General features: G+C 65.0%; 15 protein-coding genes. 9 read left to right on the top strand and 6 right to left on the bottom strand.

Going from position 1 to position 18,572, the window contains the following annotated elements:
* Positions 1 to 14 precede the first annotated feature (14 nt).
* The 3 genes from EAE28_RS22765 to cysD all read right to left on the bottom strand — a co-directional run bounded on the left by EAE28_RS22765 (position 15) and on the right by cysD (position 6,554).
* Entirely contained in the window at positions 15 to 3,464 is a 3,450-nt protein-coding gene (locus tag EAE28_RS22765; protein ID WP_127110633.1) for a transglutaminase family protein, read from the bottom strand.
* A gap of 193 nt (positions 3,465 to 3,657) precedes the next feature.
* A complete protein-coding gene (cysN, locus tag EAE28_RS22760; protein ID WP_127110631.1) occupies positions 3,658 to 5,559 on the bottom strand; it encodes a sulfate adenylyltransferase subunit CysN in 1,902 nt (633 codons plus the stop codon).
* A 47-nt stretch (positions 5,560 to 5,606) separates the two neighbouring features.
* The gene (gene cysD / locus EAE28_RS22755; RefSeq protein ID WP_281279620.1) at positions 5,607 to 6,554 is read right to left on the bottom strand and encodes a sulfate adenylyltransferase subunit CysD; all 948 of its coding nucleotides are present in this window, start codon (positions 6,552 to 6,554) and stop codon (positions 5,607 to 5,609) included.
* A 70-nt stretch (positions 6,555 to 6,624) separates the two neighbouring features.
* Here cysD and EAE28_RS22750 point away from each other — a divergent pair, with 70 nt between their 5' ends.
* The 8 genes from EAE28_RS22750 (at position 6,625) to EAE28_RS22715 (ending at position 14,113) form a co-directional block, all read left to right on the top strand.
* Entirely contained in the window at positions 6,625 to 7,635 is a 1,011-nt protein-coding gene (locus EAE28_RS22750; protein ID WP_127110628.1) for a helix-turn-helix transcriptional regulator, read from the top strand.
* A gap of 175 nt (positions 7,636 to 7,810) precedes the next feature.
* Complete coding sequence (locus EAE28_RS22745) at positions 7,811 to 8,785, top strand: KpsF/GutQ family sugar-phosphate isomerase (protein WP_127110626.1); 975 nt, start codon at positions 7,811 to 7,813, stop codon at positions 8,783 to 8,785.
* 79 nt (positions 8,786 to 8,864) lie between these two features.
* Entirely contained in the window at positions 8,865 to 9,428 is a 564-nt protein-coding gene (rfbC, locus tag EAE28_RS22740; protein WP_127110624.1) for a dTDP-4-dehydrorhamnose 3,5-epimerase, read from the top strand.
* Positions 9,425 to 10,462, top strand: a complete 1,038-nt coding sequence (rfbB, locus tag EAE28_RS22735) for a dTDP-glucose 4,6-dehydratase (protein WP_127110622.1) — start codon at positions 9,425 to 9,427, stop codon at positions 10,460 to 10,462. Before rfbC ends, rfbB begins: the two co-directional genes overlap by 4 nt.
* A 79-nt stretch (positions 10,463 to 10,541) precedes the next feature.
* The gene (rfbD, locus tag EAE28_RS22730) at positions 10,542 to 11,390 is read left to right on the top strand and encodes a dTDP-4-dehydrorhamnose reductase (RefSeq protein WP_127110620.1); all 849 of its coding nucleotides are present in this window, start codon (positions 10,542 to 10,544) and stop codon (positions 11,388 to 11,390) included.
* Positions 11,387 to 12,292: a glucose-1-phosphate thymidylyltransferase RfbA gene (gene rfbA, locus EAE28_RS22725; protein ID WP_127110618.1), complete on the top strand. Its 906-nt coding sequence runs from the start codon at positions 11,387 to 11,389 to the stop codon at positions 12,290 to 12,292. Before rfbD ends, rfbA begins: the two co-directional genes overlap by 4 nt.
* A gap of 64 nt (positions 12,293 to 12,356) precedes the next feature.
* On the top strand, positions 12,357 to 13,238 hold the full coding sequence (locus EAE28_RS22720) for an N-acetylglucosamine kinase (RefSeq protein ID WP_127110616.1): 882 nt from the start codon (positions 12,357 to 12,359) through the stop codon (positions 13,236 to 13,238).
* On the top strand, positions 13,235 to 14,113 hold the full coding sequence (locus EAE28_RS22715; protein ID WP_127110614.1) for an N-acetylmuramic acid 6-phosphate etherase: 879 nt from the start codon (positions 13,235 to 13,237) through the stop codon (positions 14,111 to 14,113). Before EAE28_RS22720 ends, EAE28_RS22715 begins: the two co-directional genes overlap by 4 nt.
* Before the next feature lie 35 nt (positions 14,114 to 14,148).
* Here EAE28_RS22715 and EAE28_RS22710 read toward each other — a convergent pair whose 3' ends face one another.
* The 3 genes from EAE28_RS22710 to EAE28_RS22700 form a co-directional block, all read right to left on the bottom strand.
* A complete protein-coding gene (locus EAE28_RS22710) occupies positions 14,149 to 15,984 on the bottom strand; it encodes a M3 family oligoendopeptidase (RefSeq protein WP_127110612.1) in 1,836 nt (611 codons plus the stop codon).
* 110 nt (positions 15,985 to 16,094) lie between these two features.
* Positions 16,095 to 17,138, bottom strand: a complete 1,044-nt coding sequence (gene bmt, locus EAE28_RS22705; RefSeq protein WP_127110610.1) for a betaine--homocysteine S-methyltransferase — start codon at positions 17,136 to 17,138, stop codon at positions 16,095 to 16,097.
* A gap of 138 nt (positions 17,139 to 17,276) precedes the next feature.
* Positions 17,277 to 17,591: a DUF1476 domain-containing protein gene (locus EAE28_RS22700; RefSeq protein WP_127110608.1), complete on the bottom strand. Its 315-nt coding sequence runs from the start codon at positions 17,589 to 17,591 to the stop codon at positions 17,277 to 17,279.
* Positions 17,592 to 17,810: 219 nt separating this feature from the next.
* Between EAE28_RS22700 and purC the strand changes: the two genes are divergently transcribed.
* Complete coding sequence (gene purC / locus EAE28_RS22695; protein ID WP_127110606.1) at positions 17,811 to 18,572, top strand: phosphoribosylaminoimidazolesuccinocarboxamide synthase; 762 nt, start codon at positions 17,811 to 17,813, stop codon at positions 18,570 to 18,572.

Raw genomic sequence — 18,572 nt, 5'->3', positions numbered from 1 at the left:
GGGCACCTGACGTGTCAGTGCAGACCCGCTGGACGGCGCAAGTCCAGCGTGAGTGGGAATTCCGGATGCGGCGTCTCGGGCGCCGGGCGATACGATCCTGCGGTGTGCCCGAAGGGTTCGAACCGCGCAAGACGCCGCGCTTCCGCCTCATAAGCATTGACCGGGAACGTGTCATAATTACGCCCCCCCGGATGCGCCACATGATAGGTGCAGCCCGCCAGCGCCCGCCCGGTCCAGTCATCGTAGATGTCAAACACCAAGGGCGTATTAACGGGCAACACCGGATGCAGCGATTCCGCCGGTTGCCACGCCTTATAGCGCACCCCGCCGACCGACACGCCCGAGGTCTGCGTGCGCGCCAGCGGCACCGGCCGCTGGTTCACCATCACCCGGTAACGGTCCTGATGCAGCGTCGTCAGCTTGACCTGCAGCCGCTCGACCGAGCTGTCGGTATAGCGCACCGTGCCGCCAATCGCGCCCGTTTCGCCCAGCACATGCCACGGCTCCAGCGCCTGACGGACCTCCAGATGCACGCCCTCGACTTCCAATTGACCGCAGAACGGGAAGCGGAACTCGGATTGCGCCTCGAACCAGACGGGATCGAAATCGAACCCGTTCTGGCGCAGGTCGCCCAGCAGGCTGAGCAGGTCTTCCCACAGGTAATGCGGCAGCATGAAGCGGTCATGCAGCACCGTGCCCCAGCGCACCGGCTTGCCCACCACCGGGCTGTTCCAGCAGCGCGCGATGATCGCCCGCAGCAAGAGTTGCTGCGCCAGCGACATGCGCGGATGCGGCGGCATCTCAAAGCCGCGGAACTCGACCAGACCCAGCCGCCCCGTGGGACCGTCGGGGGAATAGAGCTTGTCGATGCAGATCTCGGCGCGGTGGGTGTTGCCGGTCACATCGGTCAGCATGTTGCGCAGCAGCCGGTCGATCAGCCAGGGCGGCGGCAGATTGCCGCCCTGCACCGGATCGCCGATCTGGTTCAGCGCGATTTCCAGCTCATAGAGCGTATCGTGCCGTGCCTCGTCGATACGCGGGGCCTGAGAGGTCGGCCCGATGAACAGCCCTGAGAACAGGTAACTGAGCGACGGATGCCGCTGCCAGATCAGGATCAGCGATTTGAGCAGATCGGGCCGCCGCAGGAACGGCGAATCCGTCGTCACCGCACCACCCACGACCACATGGTTGCCGCCGCCGGTGCCGGTATGGCGCCCGTCGATCATGAATTTATCCGCGCCCAGCCGCGAGTTGCGCGCTTCCTCATAGATCGCCTCGGTCGTTGCCACGCAATCGTCCCAGCTGTGGGCCGGGTGAATGTTAACCTCGATCACGCCCGGATCGGGCGCGACACGGATCACGTTCAGGCGCGGATCATTCGGCGGCGCGTAGCCTTCGATATGGATCGGCAGGTTCAGCTCCTGCGCAGTCACCTCAGCCGCGGCCAACAGCTCCAGATAATCCTCAAGCGTATCACAGGGCGGCATGAACAGGTTGAGCCGCCCGTCGCGCGGCTCAATCGCAATCGCCGTGCGCACAGCGCCCGTCACCGGGTCCACCCCCTGCTCGTTGACCGCCTGCTTGTCGCTGTCATCCTCGGCGCTGCGCGTCACCTTCTGGTCATGCTGGTCGGTAACGCCGGGCAACATCGCCTTGCGCTCGGCGGCTTCCAGCGCGTCGCGCTCGGCCTCTTCGGCGGCCAGCCGGTCGATTTCCTCCTGCACCTTGCTGCGCCGCGCCTGAATCGCCTCGTGGAAATCGGGCAAGGCGGCATAGGGCAGCGTGGTGTCGGCGGGATAGGAATAGGGATACTGCGCGGGCGGCACATAGGGCAGCGCGCCCAGCGGCAGGCGGAAGCCGACAGGGCTGTCGCCGGGCACCAGGAACAGCTTGCCGCGCCGGGGTTTCCACATCTCGGAGCGCCAATGCGAGGCCGTGGCCTTGCTCTGCCAGCGCTGGATCGGCAGCACATAGCCCGACGCTTCGGTCAGGCCCCGGTCAAACACCCGGGCATAGCGCGCGCGGTCCTCGGGGTTTTTCAGCTTGGAGTTCTCGGGCGTCACGTTCGGCGGCAGCTGCGCTTCCTTCAGGATCCACTCGGCCGGATCTTCATAGGCGGGCTGCGCGTAATGCTTCTGGATGCCCAACTGCTCGGCAAAGCGCTCCATGAACTGCCCCGCCTCGACCGAGCCATGCGGCTTGGGCTGGCTTTCGCGCGCCACCAGCTCGGGGTTCTTCCACACCGGCTGCCCGTCGCGCCGCCAGTACAGCGAGAAGGTCCAGCGCGGCAGGCTTTCGCCCGGATACCATTTGCCCTGCCCGTAGTGCAGGAACCCGCCCGGCGCGAACCGCCCGCGCAGCCGGCGGATCAGATCATCGGCCAGCGCGCGCTTTTGCGGGCCGACGGCGTCGGTGTTCCACTCGGCGCTCTCGAAATCATCGACCGACACGAAAGTCGGCTCACCGCCCATGGTCAGGCGCACATCGCCCTTGGTCAGGCTTTCATCGACCTGCTTGCCCAGCGCGTTCAGCCGGTCCCAGCTTTCATCCGAGAACGGCTTGGTGATACGCGGATGCTCGGCCACGCGGGTGACGGTCATGTCAAAGGCGAAATCGGTCTTGAGCGTCCCTTCCGCCGTATACCCGCCACTGATCGGCGCGGCGTTCTGGTAATGCGGGGTCGCGGCCAGCGGGATGTGGCTTTCGCCGGTGAACAGGCCCGAGGTCGGATCAAGACCGATCCAGCCCGCGCCGGGCAGGAACACCTCTACCCAGGCATGCAGGTCGGTAAAGTCGTTTTCGGTGCCCGAAGGACCGTCCAGCGATTTCACATCCGCTTTCAGCTGGATCAGATAGCCAGACACAAACCGCGCCGCAAAGCCCAGATGCCGCAGCACCTGCACCAGCAGCCACGACGAGTCGCGGCACGAGCCCGAGCCGATCCCCAGCGTCTCCTCAGGCGTCTGCACCCCCGGCTCCATGCGGATGGTGTAATTGACCACCCCGGCGATCTTGGCATTCAGCCCGACCAGCATGTCCACCGTGCGCTGGCGCGAATAATCCAGGCCCCCGATCAGCTGCGCCAGCAGCGGGCCTTCCGGCTCAGGCTGACGGTAGATCGACAGATCGGCGCGCAGTTCTTCGGGATACTCGAACGGCCAGTGCTCGGCGCTTTCCTCAACGAAAAAGTCGAACGGGTTGTAAACCGTCATGTCGGCGGTCAGATCAACCTCGATCTTGAACTCGGTCACCGGCTCGGGGAACACGAACCGCGCCAGCCAGTTCCCATAGGGGTCTTGCTGGTGGTTCACGAAATGCCCCGCCGGGCTGACCTTGAGCGAATGCGAGATTACCCGCGTGCGCGAATGCGGCGCGGGCCTGAGCCGGATGATCTGTGGCCCCAATGTGACCGGACGGTCATAGGTGTAGTGGGTCAGATGGTGGATGGACGCGTAAATGGCCATGTTTCAACCTTGTCGGTGATTTGCCTTTACCTTAGGCCCCCACGCGCCCTGTGCCACCGGGAAACGCAAAACTCGGCCCGTTACCGCCAACTTCCCGGGCATTTGCGCAGAATTGCGGCATGTCCACAGCCCCCACCGAACGCAAAACGCCGCCGGGGCGTAACCCGGCGGCGGTTCTTGCAGTGTGCAATCCTCAGGGGATCAGGCGTTCGATGATCTTGTCCGCAGCCTCATCCGCCGTCATCGCGGTCGTATCAATGCGGATTTCAGCATTGTCGGGCGCTTCATAGGGCGAATCGATGCCGGTGAAGTTCTTCAGTTGACCCGAGCGGGCCTTGGCATACAGCCCCTTCACGTCGCGCTCTTCCGCCACGCTCAGCGGCGTGTCGACGAAGACCTCGATGAATTCCCCCGGCTCCATCATCCCGCGCACCATGTCGCGCTCGGACCGGAAGGGCGAGATGAAGGCCGTAACGACGATCAGCCCCGCATCAGTCATCAGACGCGCCACTTCCCCGACACGGCGGACGTTTTCCACCCGGTCGGCCTCGGTAAAGCCCAGATCCTTGTTCAGCCCGTGCCGCACATTGTCGCCGTCCAGCAGGAAGGTATGCCGGTTCATCCGCGCCAGCTTTTTCTCCAGCGCGTTGCCGATAGTCGACTTGCCCGACCCCGACAGACCCGTCAGCCAGACCACCGCCGGTTTCTGGTGTTTCATCGCCGCGTGGTGATCACGGCCGATGTCCGTCGCCTGCCAATGGATGTTCGACGCCCGGCGCAGCGAGAAGTGGATGATCCCGGCAGCGACCGTGTGGTTGGTGATCTTGTCAATCAGGATGAACCCGCCCAGATCGCGGCTTTCAGCATAGGGCGCAAAGGGGATCTCGCGGTCGGTGGTGATCGTCGCCACCCCGATCGAGTTCAGATCCAGCGTCTTGGCCGCCAGATGCTCCTGCGTGTTGACGTCCACCTCATACTTGGGCTGCGCGACCTTGGCCGAGACCATCTGCGCGCCGATCTTCAGCCAATAGGCCCGACCGGCGACCATCTCGTGCTCGTCCATCCAGACGACGCTGGCCTCGAACTGGTCGGCCACTTCCAGCGGAGCCTTAGACGCCACAATGACCTGCCCACGCGAGCAGTCGATCTCGTCGGCCAGCGTCAGCGTGACGGATTCGCCCGCTACCGCCTCATCCTTGTCACCGCCGAAAGCCACAACGCGCGCGATGGTCGATGTCTTGCCCGACGGCAGCACCCGCACCGCATCGCCCGGTTTGACCGTCCCGCTGGCAATCATCCCCGAGAAACCCCGGAAATCGAGGTTCGGCCGGTTCACCCACTGCACGGGCATGCGGAACGGCTGTTCCTGATCGGCGGTGATGTTGACCTCGACCGCCTCAAGATAGGGCAGCAGCGACGGGCCGCTGTACCACGGCGTATTCTCGCTGGACGCGGTGATGTTGTCACCCTTGAAGCCCGAAATCGGAATCGCGGTGAAGTCCTTGATGCCAATGCTGGTGGCAAAGGCCCGGTAGTCGGCAACGATCCGGTCATAGGTAGCCTGATCATAGTCCACCAGATCCATCTTGTTCACCGCCAGAACGATGTGGCGGATGCCCAGCAGGTTCACCAGATAGCTGTGACGCCGGGTCTGCGTCAGCACGCCCTTGCGCGCGTCGATCAGGATCACCGCCAGATCGGCTGTTGAGGCACCGGTCACCATGTTGCGGGTGTATTGCTCGTGGCCGGGCGTGTCGGCGACGATGAATTTGCGCTTTTCGGTCGCGAAAAAGCGGTAGGCCACGTCAATCGTGATGCCCTGCTCGCGCTCGGCGGCCAGCCCGTCAACCAGCAGAGCAAAGTCGATCTCTTGGCCTTGCGTGCCCACCCGCTTGCTGTCGGCTTCGAGTGCTGCCAGCTGGTCCTCAAAGATCATCTTTGAATCGTAGAGCAGCCGCCCGATCAGCGTCGATTTGCCGTCATCCACCGACCCGCAGGTGATGAAGCGCAGCATGGTCTTGTGCTGGTGGGTTTCCAGATAAGCGTCGATGTTTTCCGCGATCAGCGCGTCGGTCTTGTAGATAGGATCGGTCATGTAGTCACCTCAGAGGGTGTTGAAATTGCTAAGAAGAAAGCGGCGGCTCAGAAATAGCCTTCCTGCTTCTTCTTCTCCATCGAGGCGGCCTGATCATGGTCGATCGCCCGGCCTTGCCGTTCCGAGGTGGTGGTCAGCAGCATCTCCTGAATGACCTCGGGCAGCGTCTTGGCCTCGCTCTCGACCGCGCCGGTCAGCGGGTAGCAGCCCAGCGTACGGAACCGGATCGAGCGCATCACCGGCACCTCGCCTTCACGCAGCGGGAAACGTTCGTCATCAACCATCAGCGTCAGCCCGTCGCGGACCACCGTCGGACGCGGCGCGCTGAAATAAAGCGGCACGATTTCAATGCCCTCCAGGTGGATGTATTGCCAGATGTCCAGTTCGGTCCAGTTCGAGATCGGGAACACCCGCATGCTCTCACCCTTGGCCTTGCGGGCGTTGTAGAGGCGCCACAGCTCGGGCCGCTGGCTTTTCGGATCCCAGCGGTGGTTGGCCGAGCGGAACGAGAACACCCGCTCCTTCGCCCGGCTCTTCTCCTCATCGCGCCGCGCGCCGCCAAAGGCCGCATCGAACCCGTACAGATCCAGCGCCTGCTTCAAGCCTTCGGTCTTCCACATATCGGTGTGCAGCGCGCCGTGGTCGAACGGATTGATCCCGCGCTCTTTGGCCTCGGGGTTCTGGTACACCAGCAACTCCATGCCCGCCTCGGCCGCAGCCTTGTCGCGCAGCTTGTACATGTCCTGAAATTTCCAGGTGGTATCGACGTGCAGCAGCGGGAACGGCGGCGGCGACGGATAGAAAGCCTTCTTCGCCAGATGCAGCATGACCGCGCTGTCCTTGCCGACGCTATACAGCATCACCGGCTTGTCCGCCTGGGCGACGACTTCGCGCATGATGTGGATGCTTTCGGCTTCCAGCCGCTGCAGGTGGGTCAGAGTCTTCGCGGGCATTGCCGGATCCTTGTCGTTTGACGCATCGTTGTTGACCCCCACCTAACAGCGGCACTACAAGGCGGAACCCCCCATATGGGAGGCTTGCCTTCACAAAAGCGAAAACCCCCGCATGCTGGGACGCAGCCTAGACGTCGAAACCCTGCGCCTGCTCTATTCTTGTGCAGCGCAACCCGCCGAGACCGCGCCCCCCTGGGGCGCGTTTCTTGATGCGCTCATCGCCCTGACCCGTGCGCATGCCGCCCATCTGCGGATCGCGGCCGGCAGTGACACGCTCACCTACAGCACCGACCCCACCGCCACGGTGCCGCCACTTGAGGGGCTGCGCACGGACCGGGTCTATGGGCAGGGAGAGATCGCAGGGGCAACCACGCCCCTGCGCGCCCTGCGCGTCTCGCCGCGCGGGGACGTGCAGGTGTGGCTGGTCATCACCACTACCCGGCCCGAGTTTGACGCGATCGACGGCGTGAAACTCAGCAATCTCGCGCCCCACCTTGCTCAGGCGGTAGAGACATGGCTGGCACTGGCGGGCGAACGCGCCCGCGCCCACCAAAGCGCCCGCGCCGCGCAGGATCTTGGCGCGGGTTGGCTCTGGCTCGATGCCACCGCCCGCATCAGCGCCAGCGACGACGGCGCGCGCGCGCTGATCGCCGCCTCGCCCGCGCTGCGCCTGACGCTCGACAACCGGCTGGACTTTCGCGACGCCACGCTTGCCCGTGACCTGCGTCGCAGGATCGACAAGGCGCTGCTCCCAGACGCCGACCCGCAGATCCTGACACTGGAACGCGCCCCGCTGTTGCAACTGTCGCTGCTCCCCGGCCTTTCGCCCCGCGCCCCGGGGCTCGAGCCGACCCTGCGCGCGTTGTTGCGCTTGGCTCCCAGCGCCCGGCACCTCGCGCAGCCTGCCCTTGGCGCTGCCTTCGACCTCAAACCCAGCGAAACACGGCTGGCGGCCCTGCTCTGTGACGGGCTGTCACTGGCGGAATGCGCCGCCCGGCTCGGCTGGACCATCGAGACCACCCGCAGCTGCTCGAAGTCGCTCTTCGCCCGCACCGGCACGCGCAGTCAAAGCGATCTGATCCGACGAATGCTCAACAGCGCGGTCTGGTTCAGCCCGGACTGACAGCCGCCGATCGCGCCCTGCGCGCACCGCAGCCTCTACACCTCGTCGCTCAAACATGCGAGGAACAGCAGGCCGTCGCCCGTCGTCATCGCCCGGAAGCCCGGGCGGGACTCTGAAGGCGTCCAGACAACGCAGGCCCCACCCGGGCCTTCGTTCTCGCTGTAAGGATTGAGAAATGGCTTTGAACACGATTGTTTCGGTTGATACCGCTGCCGTCGCGCGGCGCGTCCTTCAGGTCGAAGCCGAGGCCCTGATGGCCCTCTCGACCGACTTGCCTGCGGACCTGCCAGCCGCTGTGCAACTGATCCTGGACCGCACGGGCCGAGTGATCGTGTCGGGGATGGGCAAATCCGGCCATATCGGCCGCAAGATCGCCGCCACGCTTGCCTCGACCGGAACGCCGTCCTTCTTTGTCCATCCCGCCGAGGCCAGCCACGGTGATCTGGGCATGGTGACGCCGCAGGACACCTGCATCCTGATCTCGAACTCGGGCGAGACCTCGGAACTGGGCGATATCATTGCCCATTGCGTCCGCTTCAGCATCCCGATTGTCGGCATCTCAAAGCGCGACGACAGCTCACTGATGCGCACCGCCACCTGCAAGCTGACCCTGCCTGATCTGCCCGAGGCCTGCTCGATCGGCATGGCCCCCACAACCTCGACCACGCTGACGCTGGCCCTGGGCGATGCGCTCGCCGTCGCCCTGATGGAGGCCCGCGCCTTCAAACCTGAACATTTCCGCACCTATCATCCCGGTGGCAAACTGGGTGCCCGGTTGGCCAAGGCCGCGCAGCTGATGCACGGTGCCGACAGCCTGCCGCTGGTGAACACCACCCAACCGATGACCGAAGTGATCCTGACCATGACGTCACGCGGGTTTGGCGTTGCCGGGGTGGTCGATGCCGCCGGCGCGCTGACCGGCGTGATCACTGACGGTGACCTGCGCCGCAACATGGACGGGCTGATGGGACGCACAGCGCAAACCGTGGCCACCCGTAACCCGATCACCGTGCGCCCCGAGACGCTGGCAGCCGAGGCACTGGCGGTGATGAACGCGCACAAGATCACCGCGCTTTTTGTCACCGATGCGACTGGCACGCCGCTGGGCATTCTGCATCTGCACGACTGCCTGCGCGCCGGGGTCGTCTAGTGCTCACCGATCACCATCGCGCCTTGTTCACACGCGTGCTCTCGCGGTAGACTTAAGCGCCCAAGCCAAAGGCCTCCTGATGCAGATTGAAGAAACCGCGCTTCCCGGCGTCCTCATCCTGACCCCACGCCGCTTTGGCGATGCCCGCGGCTGGTTCAGCGAAAGCTGGAACCGCAAGACGCTGCGCGCCGCAGGGCTGGATCTGCCAGAGTTCGTGCAGGACAATCATTCGCTGAGCGCCCGCGTCGGCACGTTGCGCGGCCTGCACTATCAATCCCCGCCGCATGCGCAGGGCAAGCTGGTACGCTGCGGTCGTGGGCGGCTGCTGGACGTAGCGGTGGACGTCCGCCGCGGCTCGCCGACTTACGGGCAATCGGTGAGCGAAGAGTTAAGCGCCGAGAATGGGCGCCAGCTGTGGATCCCTGCAGGCTTTCTGCACGGTTTTGTCACGCGCGAACCCGACACCGAGATCATCTACAAATGCACCGACCATTACGCACCCGAGTGTGACGGCGCCGTGCATTTTGCCTCTGTCGGCGTGGATTGGGGCTTTAAAATGTCAGATATTCAATTGTCTGACAAAGACAGCGCCGCCCCCACCCTCGCTGACTGGACCTCACCCTTCACCTGGGAGCCCGCATGAAACTGCTTGTAACCGGGGGTGCGGGCTTTATCGGCTCTGCTGTTGTTCGGCGGGCAATTGAACAGGGCCACGGGGTGGTCAATGTCGATTGTCTGACATATGCGGCCTGCCTGGAGAACGTCGCCAGCGTCGATCAGAACCCGGCGTATTCATTTGAAAATGCAAACATTTGCGACGCCGAAGCGCTCACGGATATTTTCCAGCGCCATCGCCCTGATGCCGTGATGCACCTTGCAGCCGAGAGCCACGTGGACCGATCCATCGACGGCCCCGGCGCGTTTATCGACACCAATGTGACGGGCACCTACGCGCTGCTGCAAGCGGCTCGGGCCTATTGGCAGGAAAGTAGAAAGTCAGACAATTTCCGTTTCCACCACATCTCTACGGATGAGGTGTTCGGCTCGCTGGGGCCGACAGGGATGTTCACGGAAACCACCCCCTACGACCCACGCAGCCCCTATTCCGCATCCAAGGCCGCCAGCGATCATCTGGTCCGCGCCTGGGGTGAGACCTATGGCCTGCCGGTCGTGCTGACCAATTGCTCGAACAACTATGGCCCGTTTCACTTCCCCGAAAAGCTGATCCCCGTGGTGATCCTGAACGCCATCGCCGGGCTGCCGATCCCGGTCTATGGCGCCGGAGAGAACGTGCGGGACTGGCTTTATGTCGAGGATCACGCCGAAGCGCTGCTGCTGGTTCTGCAACAGGGCAAGACCGGGCGCAGCTATAACATCGGTGGCGAGAACGAGGCGCGCAACATCGACATCGTACGCCTGATCTGCGCCCTGCTCGACGAGATGCGCCCCGCCGCGCAGCCCTATGCCGAGCAGATCACCTTTGTCACCGACAGGCCGGGCCATGACCTGCGCTATGCCATCGACCCCTCGCGCATCCGCGACGAGCTAGGCTGGCGTCCGTCCGTCACGCTCGAAGAAGGGCTGCGCCGGACGGTGCGCTGGTATCTCGACAACGATGCGTGGTGGCGGCCGCTGCAGGCGCGGCAAGGGGTCGGCAAACGGCTCGGCACAGCGTAACGCCGCCCTGTCGCCCCGCCCCGGCCTCAGCGCTGCCGCTTTCGCGCGCGACGCTCAGAACAGCAAGAAAGGTCATACGATGCGCATCCTTGTTTTCGGCGAAACCGGTCAGGTCGCGCGGGCCCTCGCCCCGTTGCTGCCCAAGGACGCGGTCTGCCTGAACCGGGCGCAGGCCGATCTGCTGGACCCTGCCGCCTGCGCCGCGGCGATCCATAGCCACGCCCCGGATGTGGTGATCAACGCCGCCGCCTGGACCGCCGTGGACAAGGCCGAGAGTGAAGAGACCGACGCGCTGACCGTCAACGCGCTTGCCCCCGGCGCGATGGCGGCGGCCTGCGCGTCGCGCGGCATTCCCTTTCTTCACGTCTCGACCGACTATGTCTTTGACGGCTCAGGCGATGCGCCCTGGCAGACAGACGCCCCCACCCGCCCGCTCAACGCCTATGGCCGCACCAAACTGGCCGGCGAACAGGCGATCCGCGCCGCCGGAGGCCGCGCTGCGATCCTGCGCACCTCGTGGGTGTTCTCGACCCATGGCGCGAATTTCCTCAAGACCATGCTGCGCCTGTCCGAAACCCGCGACGCGCTCAGCATTGTCGATGACCAGATCGGTGGCCCCACACCAGCCGAGGCCATTGCGCGCACGCTGATCACCATGGCCGAAGCCCTGTTCAACGGCCATCCTGGCGGGACATGGCACATCGCCGGCGCGCCCTTCGTCAGCTGGGCCGATTTCGCCCGCGAAATCTTCGCCGCCGCAGACCGCAGCGTGACCGTGACCGGCATTCCCACCGCCGACTACCCAACCCCGGCGCCGCGCCCGCTGAACTCGCGGCTCGACGGCACCACGCTTTTGCGCGACTTTGGCCTGCCCCAGCCCGACTGGAAGGCCCAGACCCGTGCCGATGTCAGGAGATTGATCCCATGACCGCCGCAACGCCCCGTCAACGCAAGGGCATCATTCTGGCCGGAGGATCGGGCACCCGCCTGTTTCCGATCACCATCGGTGTCTCGAAACAGCTGATGCCGATCTACGACAAGCCGATGATCTATTACCCGCTGTCGGTCCTGATGCTGGCCGGGATCCGCGAGATCGCGGTGATCACCACACCGCATGATCAAGAGCAGTTCCAGCGCGCGCTAGGGGATGGGTCACGCTGGGGCCTCAGCTTCACCTATATCGTGCAGCCCTCGCCCGACGGTCTGGCGCAGGCCTTCATTCTGGCCGAAGAGTTCCTTGATGGCGCCCCGTCGGTCATGGTGCTGGGCGACAACATCTTTTTCGGCCACGGCCTGCCGGAATTGCTGGCCGAAGCCAACGCGCGCCCAAACGGCGGCACGGTGTTTGGCTACCGCGTCTCGGATCCTGAACGCTATGGCGTCGTCGGGATGGATGACACCGGGCGCGTCACGCAGATCGTTGAAAAGCCCACCGTCCCGCCGTCGAACTATGCCGTCACCGGCCTGTATTTCCTTGACGACACCGCGTCAGAGCGGGCCCGCGCGATCAAACCCTCACCGCGCGGCGAGGTCGAGATCGTGGACCTGCTGCAAACCTATCTCGACGAGGGCGCGCTGGATGTGCAGCGCATGGGCCGGGGCTACGCCTGGCTCGACACCGGCACGCATGGCAGCCTGCTGGACGCGGGAAATTTCGTGCGCACGCTGCAGGCCCGGCAGGGCTTGCAGACCGGCTGTCCCGAGGAAATCGCCTTCCAGCAGGGCTGGATCAGCGCCGAAGACCTTCAGATCATCGCCCGGCCGCTGGCCAAGAACGAATACGGCAAATACCTGCTGAACCTGATCGCCGAAGGCCGCGCCTGGGACTGATGCAGGCTGTTGGCGCGGACGGGGCACCGGTCTATCGTCGCCCGATGAAAGCAGGAGCGCGGGCATGAGCTGGCTGGGCGTAGACATGGGCGGCACCGCGACGCGCTGGGTGCTTTGCGATGGGCCTGGTGCGGTGCTCGCGCGCGGCAAGACATCGGGCGCGAACGGGATGGTCTTTGATCCCGCCGAGCGTGCCGCCTTTGACGCGGCCCTGACCGGCATCCGGGCCGCCACCGGTCCCTTGTCCGGTGCGTATCTGGGCGTCACCGGCGCGGGATTTGCCAAGGATCCCGCCCTGTTGCACGCAGCGGCGCAAGCGTTGAGCCTTACCCCGGACCGCGTGCGCGTGGTCAATGACATGGTGCTCGCCTGGCACGCGGTCTGGCCGCGTGGTGGCGGGCATGTGGTGACGGCGGGCACGGGATCGGTCGGCTTTTCGCTGGCGGGGGGGACGACCACGCTGGTCGGCGGACGCGGCATGTTGCTCGACGATGCGGGCTCGGGCGCTTGGATCGGCTTGCAAGCCGTGCGCGCGCTCTGGCGACTGGTTGAGGATTACGGCAAGCCGCAGGGTGCTGAAACCCTCGCCCGGCTGGTGTTTGACGCGATGGGCGGCAGCGACTGGGAAGACACGCGCCGCTATATCTATGGCCATCACCGCGGAGGCATTGCCGCCCTCGCCCGCCCGGTGGCCGAGGCCGCCGCACAAGGCGACCCGCTGGCGCTGGACCTGCTGACCCGCGCAGGCGATGAGATCGCGCGCCTGTGCCGCACCATCGTCACCCATGCAGGCCCCGGTCCGGTCGCGGTCTTTGGTGGCATCATCGCGCTGCACCCGAGCATACGCGCAGCGATAGAAGCGGGGTCACCCGGCCTGACCCTCAGCTTCCCCCATCCTGACGCGGCGCTCGCCGCCGCCGCCCTCGCCCGATCGGAGATCGCATGAGCAGCACCGAACACGCCGCCGCCCGCTTCGCCGGGATCGAGGACTGGCCGACCGCCGACCTCGCCAGCGCTCTGCTGGAAACCCAGCTTGCCGCCGTTTCCGCCGCTGCCGGCGCGCAGGCAGCCCTCGCGCAAGCCATTGACGCCGCTGCCGAACGCCTCGCGAAAGGTGGGCGGCTGATCTATCTGGGGGCTGGCACCTCGGGCCGTCTGGCGGTGCTCGACGCCGCCGAATTGCCGCCCACCTTCAACTGGCCGCCCGAGCGCGCCATCGCCCTGATGGCGGGCGGTCCCGGTGCGGTGGTGAATGCCGTCGAGGGAGCCGAGGACAGCGTCACCGAGGCCCCGGAGGCACTCAAAGCCTTGCACCTCACCGCTACGGATGTTGTCATCGGCGTCGCCGCCTCGGGCCGCACGCCCTATGTCCGCGCGGGCCTCGCTGCCGCCAAGGCCATCGGTGCGCTGACCCTCAGCATCACCAATGCCCCCGAAGCGCCGCTCGCAACCGAGGCCGACATTGCCCTGACCGCCGCCACCGGGGCCGAGATCATCGCAGGCTCGACCCGCATGAAAGCGGGCACCGCGCAAAAGGTGCTGCTGAACTGCCTGAGCACCGGGATCATGATCCGGCTGGGCTTCGTCTACCGGGGCCGCATGATCGAGATGCGCCCGACCAACGTCAAACTCCACGCCCGCGCTGTCGCCATGATTGCCGACCTCACGGGCGAGAGCCTTGAGGCCGCCGAAAAGGCGCTGAAGGCCGGGGGCGACATCAAGACCGCGGTGGCAATGCTGGTGCTGACCCTCGACGCCGAGGCCGCAACAGCCCGCCTGACGGCCACCGGCGGAAAGCTTTCGGCCGCGCTCAAGGACTGAGCGCGGCCGAGCAAGCCGTTCAAAAGCCGGGAAGATTACTCTTCCATCGCCTCCAGCTCGTCGATGAAGCCCGAGATCATGTTCAGCCCCTTGTCCCAGAACGCGGGGTCCGAGGCATCCAGACCAAAGGGCGCCAGCAGCTCCTTGTGGTGCATCGAGCCACCCGCCGAGAGCATGGCGAAATACTTGTCCTGGAACCCTTCGGGCGCGTCGCGGTACGCGGCATAGAGCGCGTTCACCAAGCCGTCGCCGAAGGCATAGGCATAGACGTAGAACGGCGAGTGCACGAAATGCGGGACGTAGGACCAGAAGGTCTCGTACCCGTCCATGAAGGTGAACACCGGCCCCAGACTTTCCGCCTGCACCGACATCCACAGTACGTTGATGTCATCCGGCGTCAGCTCACCTTCACGGCGGGCGGCGTGCAGCTTGCACTCGAAATCATAGAACGCGATCTGCCGCACGACCGTGTTGATCATGTCCTCGACCTTGCCGGCCAGCAGCGTCTTGCGCTCGGCCTTGGTGGTCGCCTTGGACAGCAGGCGCTGGAAGGTCAGCATCTCGCCAAAGACCGAGGCCGTCTCGGCCAGCGTCAGTGGCGTCGAGGAGAGCAATTCGCCCTGCCCGGCTGCCAGCCGCTGGTGCACGCCATGCCCCAGCTCATGCGCCAGCGTCATCACGTCGCGCGGTTTGCCCAGATAGTTGAGCATCACATACGGGTGCACGGTGGTCACCGTCGGATGCGCAAAAGCCCCCGGCGCTTTGCCCGCTTTCACGCCCGCGTCGATCCAGCCGTCCGAGAAGAACGGCTTGGCCAGCTCGGCCATGCGCGGGTCGAAATCGGCATAGGCCGAAAGCACGGTTTCCTGCGCCTCAGGCCAGCTGACCAGCCGCGTCGTCTCCATTGGCAGCGGCGCGTTGCGGTCCCAGACTTCCAGTTCCTCCAGACCCAGCCACTTGGCTTTCAAGGCATAATAGCGGTGCGACAGGCGCGGATAGGCGGCAACCACGGCGTCGCGCAGGGCCTGCACGACCTCGGGCTCGACATGGTTGGACAGGTGCCGTCCGTGTTGCGGCGTCGGCATTTTGCGCCAACGGTCGCTGATCTCCTTTTCCTTGGCCAGCGTGTTGTGCACGCGGGCAAAGAGCCGGATGTTGGCCTGAAACACCGCCGCCAGCGCATGCGCTGCGGCCTCGCGCCGGTCGCGCGACGGATCGGTCAGCAGGTTCAGCGTCGATTCCAGCGGCAGCGGATCTTCCTCGCCCGGTACCTCGAACGACAGGCTCGCCATCGTCTCATCGAACAGCCGGTTCCACGCCGCAGCACCCACGGTCGACTGGTCGTGCAGGAATTTCTCCAACTCGTCCGACAGCTGGTGCGGGCGCATGGCGCGCATCCGCTCGATCACCGGGCGATAGCGGTTCAGCTCGTCATTGGCCGACAGCATCGACTCCATCGCCGCGTCGTCAATCCGGTTCAGTTCCAGCGAGAAGAACACCAGCGGCGTCGTCGCCACCGTTACCCGGTCCTGCGCGTCGGCCATGAACTTGGCGCGGCTGGAATCGGTGGTCATCTGGTAATAGCGCAGGCCCGCGTAGCTCATCAGGCGGCCCGCGGTGATGTCGATCGCCTCATAGTCACGGATGCAGGCCAGAAGCCCGCTCGCGTCCAACGCCGCCAGCTTGCCCTCATAGGCGCTGGCGAAGGCGGCGCAGGCACTGTCGAGCCAGTCAAAATCGCGGGTGATCTCGACGCAATCCTCAGACGGATACAGATCGCTCAGATCCCATTCCGGCAGATTGCCCAAGCCCTTGCCCGATGCGTTGATGTCAAAGCGGCGAAGGTCGGTCAATGCAGGCAGTCGGAACATGGGTCACCTTTTCTCTTGTCGACCAAGATGTAATCATACCGGTCCGGCGGTGCAAGTTGCGCCCCCAAGCCAATGAAAACGCCCGGTCCTGAGGACCGGGCGCAAAACTCTCAGCTGGCAGGACGCCGACGACCGCGACGCTCGCGCCCGTGGTTGTGCGAGGGATCGCCGCAGCCCGCCTCGGTCCCGTCCGAGGCCGACGACAGCGGCCCCAGCGCCGCGGTGATCTGCTCCAGCGTCGGACGCTCGCCCATCGGACGGGTGTCCAGTGCCTCGCGCATGGCGCGCAAATGCTCGGGCATGGTGCCACAGCAACCACCGATGATCTTCGCCCCGGCGTCACGGGCCAGCATCGCATAATCGGCCATCAGCGCGGGCGTGCCATCATACTGGATCGCGCCGTCGACGTATTTCGGGATCCCCGCGTTGCCCTTGGCAATCACCGGCAGTTCCGGCCCTTGGGCCATGAAGCCCAGAATGGTGCGCATCAGATCCGACGCCCCCACCCCACAATTCGCCCCGAAGGCCACCGGCGCATGCTTCAGCTTGCCAACCAGCTTGACGAAATCGGCCGAGGTCACGCCCATCATCGACCGCCCCGCCGTGTCAAAGCTCATCGTCCCGGCCCAGGGCATGCCCGCCAGCGCGCAGGCCTCGGCAGCGGCGCGGTATTCCTCGGGGGCTGAGATCGTCTCGACCCAGAGCACATCCGCCCCGCCCTCTTTCAGACCTTCGGCCTGCTCGTGGAACATCTCGACCGCCAAGGCATGCGTCAGCGCGCCGATCGGCTCGAAAATCTCGCCCGTCGGGCCCATCGAGCCGGCAACCAGCACCTTGCGGCCCGCCTTGTCGGCCACCGCGCGGCCAATCTCGGCCCCGAGGCGGTTTAACTCCCGCACGCGGCCCTGCGCCTCGTGCAGTTTCAACCGGCTGGCGTTGCCGCCGAACGTGTTGGTCAGGAACAGATCCGACCCCGCCTCGACCGCGTCGGCGTAGAGCTTGGTGATCCGGTCCGGGTGATCGACGTTCCAGAACTCGGGCGCATCGCCCGAGGAAAGCCCCATGTTGAACAGGTTCGTGCCCGTGGCCCCATCGGCCAACAGCACACCGCGTTCGGCCAGAAGAAGGCTCAGAGGATCGGACGGGCTCGTCATGGGGGAAACCTCGGTAAATGCAAAACGCGCCGCAAAGCGCGGCGCGTCGATCTTTTCGCATATCCCGAGGCGCGGCGCAAATGCAGCCCGCTCATCATGGTTATGCAGCCGGTAACAAAGCGGCTAGCAAAGGGGCGTTCAGCCCTCTTTGACCATCTTGTCTTTGACCTCGAGCATCACGGCGGCCATCTTGGTGCGGATCTCGGCTTCGGTCGCCTTGCCGTCCAGATCGCGGACCAGCTTGCGGATCACATCCTCGTCGCCTTCTTCTTCGAAGTCGGCAGAGATCACTTCCATCGCATAGGCGTCGACCGCATCGCCGGTCTTGCCCAGCAGCGCAGCGGCCCATTGGCCAATCGCCTTGTTGCGGCGTGCCGAGGCCTTGAACGCCATTTCGGCATCATGGGCATACTTGGCTTCAAAGGCATTTTCGCGTTCGTCAAAGGTCGACATGGGGCTGGCCTCTCGTGCAAATCCGTGGGGTCGTTTCCGCCTCAGATATGGGGGGAGACGCCGCGCGCTGCAAGCCTTGTTTGCACGCACACAGTGCCGCAGGGCCGGGCAACGCAGGCATTCGGGGGCTGCGCTTGCGGGTTGCGACAGCTTGGCGTATAGCCAGCGCTGACTTCAGCAGCCCGCGCCAGCAGCGGGCCCTTCGGGGAATCACCTGACATGGCGAGACGCACCAAGGTTTACGAGGGCAAGGCCAAAATCCTTTACGAAGGCCCGGAACCCGGAACCTATATCCAGTATTTCAAAGACGACACCAGTGCCGGCGACGGCGCCAAAAAGGCGCAGATCGAGGGCAAGGGCGTTCTGAACAACCGGCTGTCCGAATATTTCATGACCGGCCTGAACGAGATCGGCGTGCCGACGCATTTCATCCGCCGGGTGAACATGCGCGAACAACTGATCCGCGCGGTCGAGATCATCCCGCTCGAGGTTGTCGTGCGCAACGTCGCCGCTGGCTCGATCTCGAAACGGCTGGGCATTGACGAGGGCACGCCGCTGCCCCGCCCGATCGTGGAATACTACTACAAGAATGACGAGCTGCATGACCCGATGGTCAGCGAGGAACATATCCTCGCCTTTGGCTGGGCCACGCATCAGGATCTCGACGACATCATCGCGCTTGCGCTGCGCGTGAACGACTTCCTGTCGGGCGTGATGATGGGCGTCGGCATCAAGCTGATCGACTTCAAGATCGAAATCGGCCGGATCTATGAAGGCGACTTCCAGCGTCTGGTGATCGCCGACGAGATCAGCCCCGACAGCTGCCGGCTGTGGGACGTCAAGACCGGCGAAAAGCTGGACAAGGACGTGTTCCGCCGCGATCTGGGCAACTTGTCGGAAGCCTATACCGAAGTGGCGCGGCGTCTGGGCGTGATGCCAACCAACGCCACGCCGATCACCAAGCCGAAACTGATGAACTGA

Source organism: Pararhodobacter zhoushanensis (genome assembly GCF_003990445.1).
Taxonomy (GTDB): Bacteria; Pseudomonadota; Alphaproteobacteria; order Rhodobacterales; family Rhodobacteraceae; genus Pararhodobacter; species Pararhodobacter zhoushanensis.
This window is presented reverse-complemented; position numbering and strand designations above follow the sequence as displayed.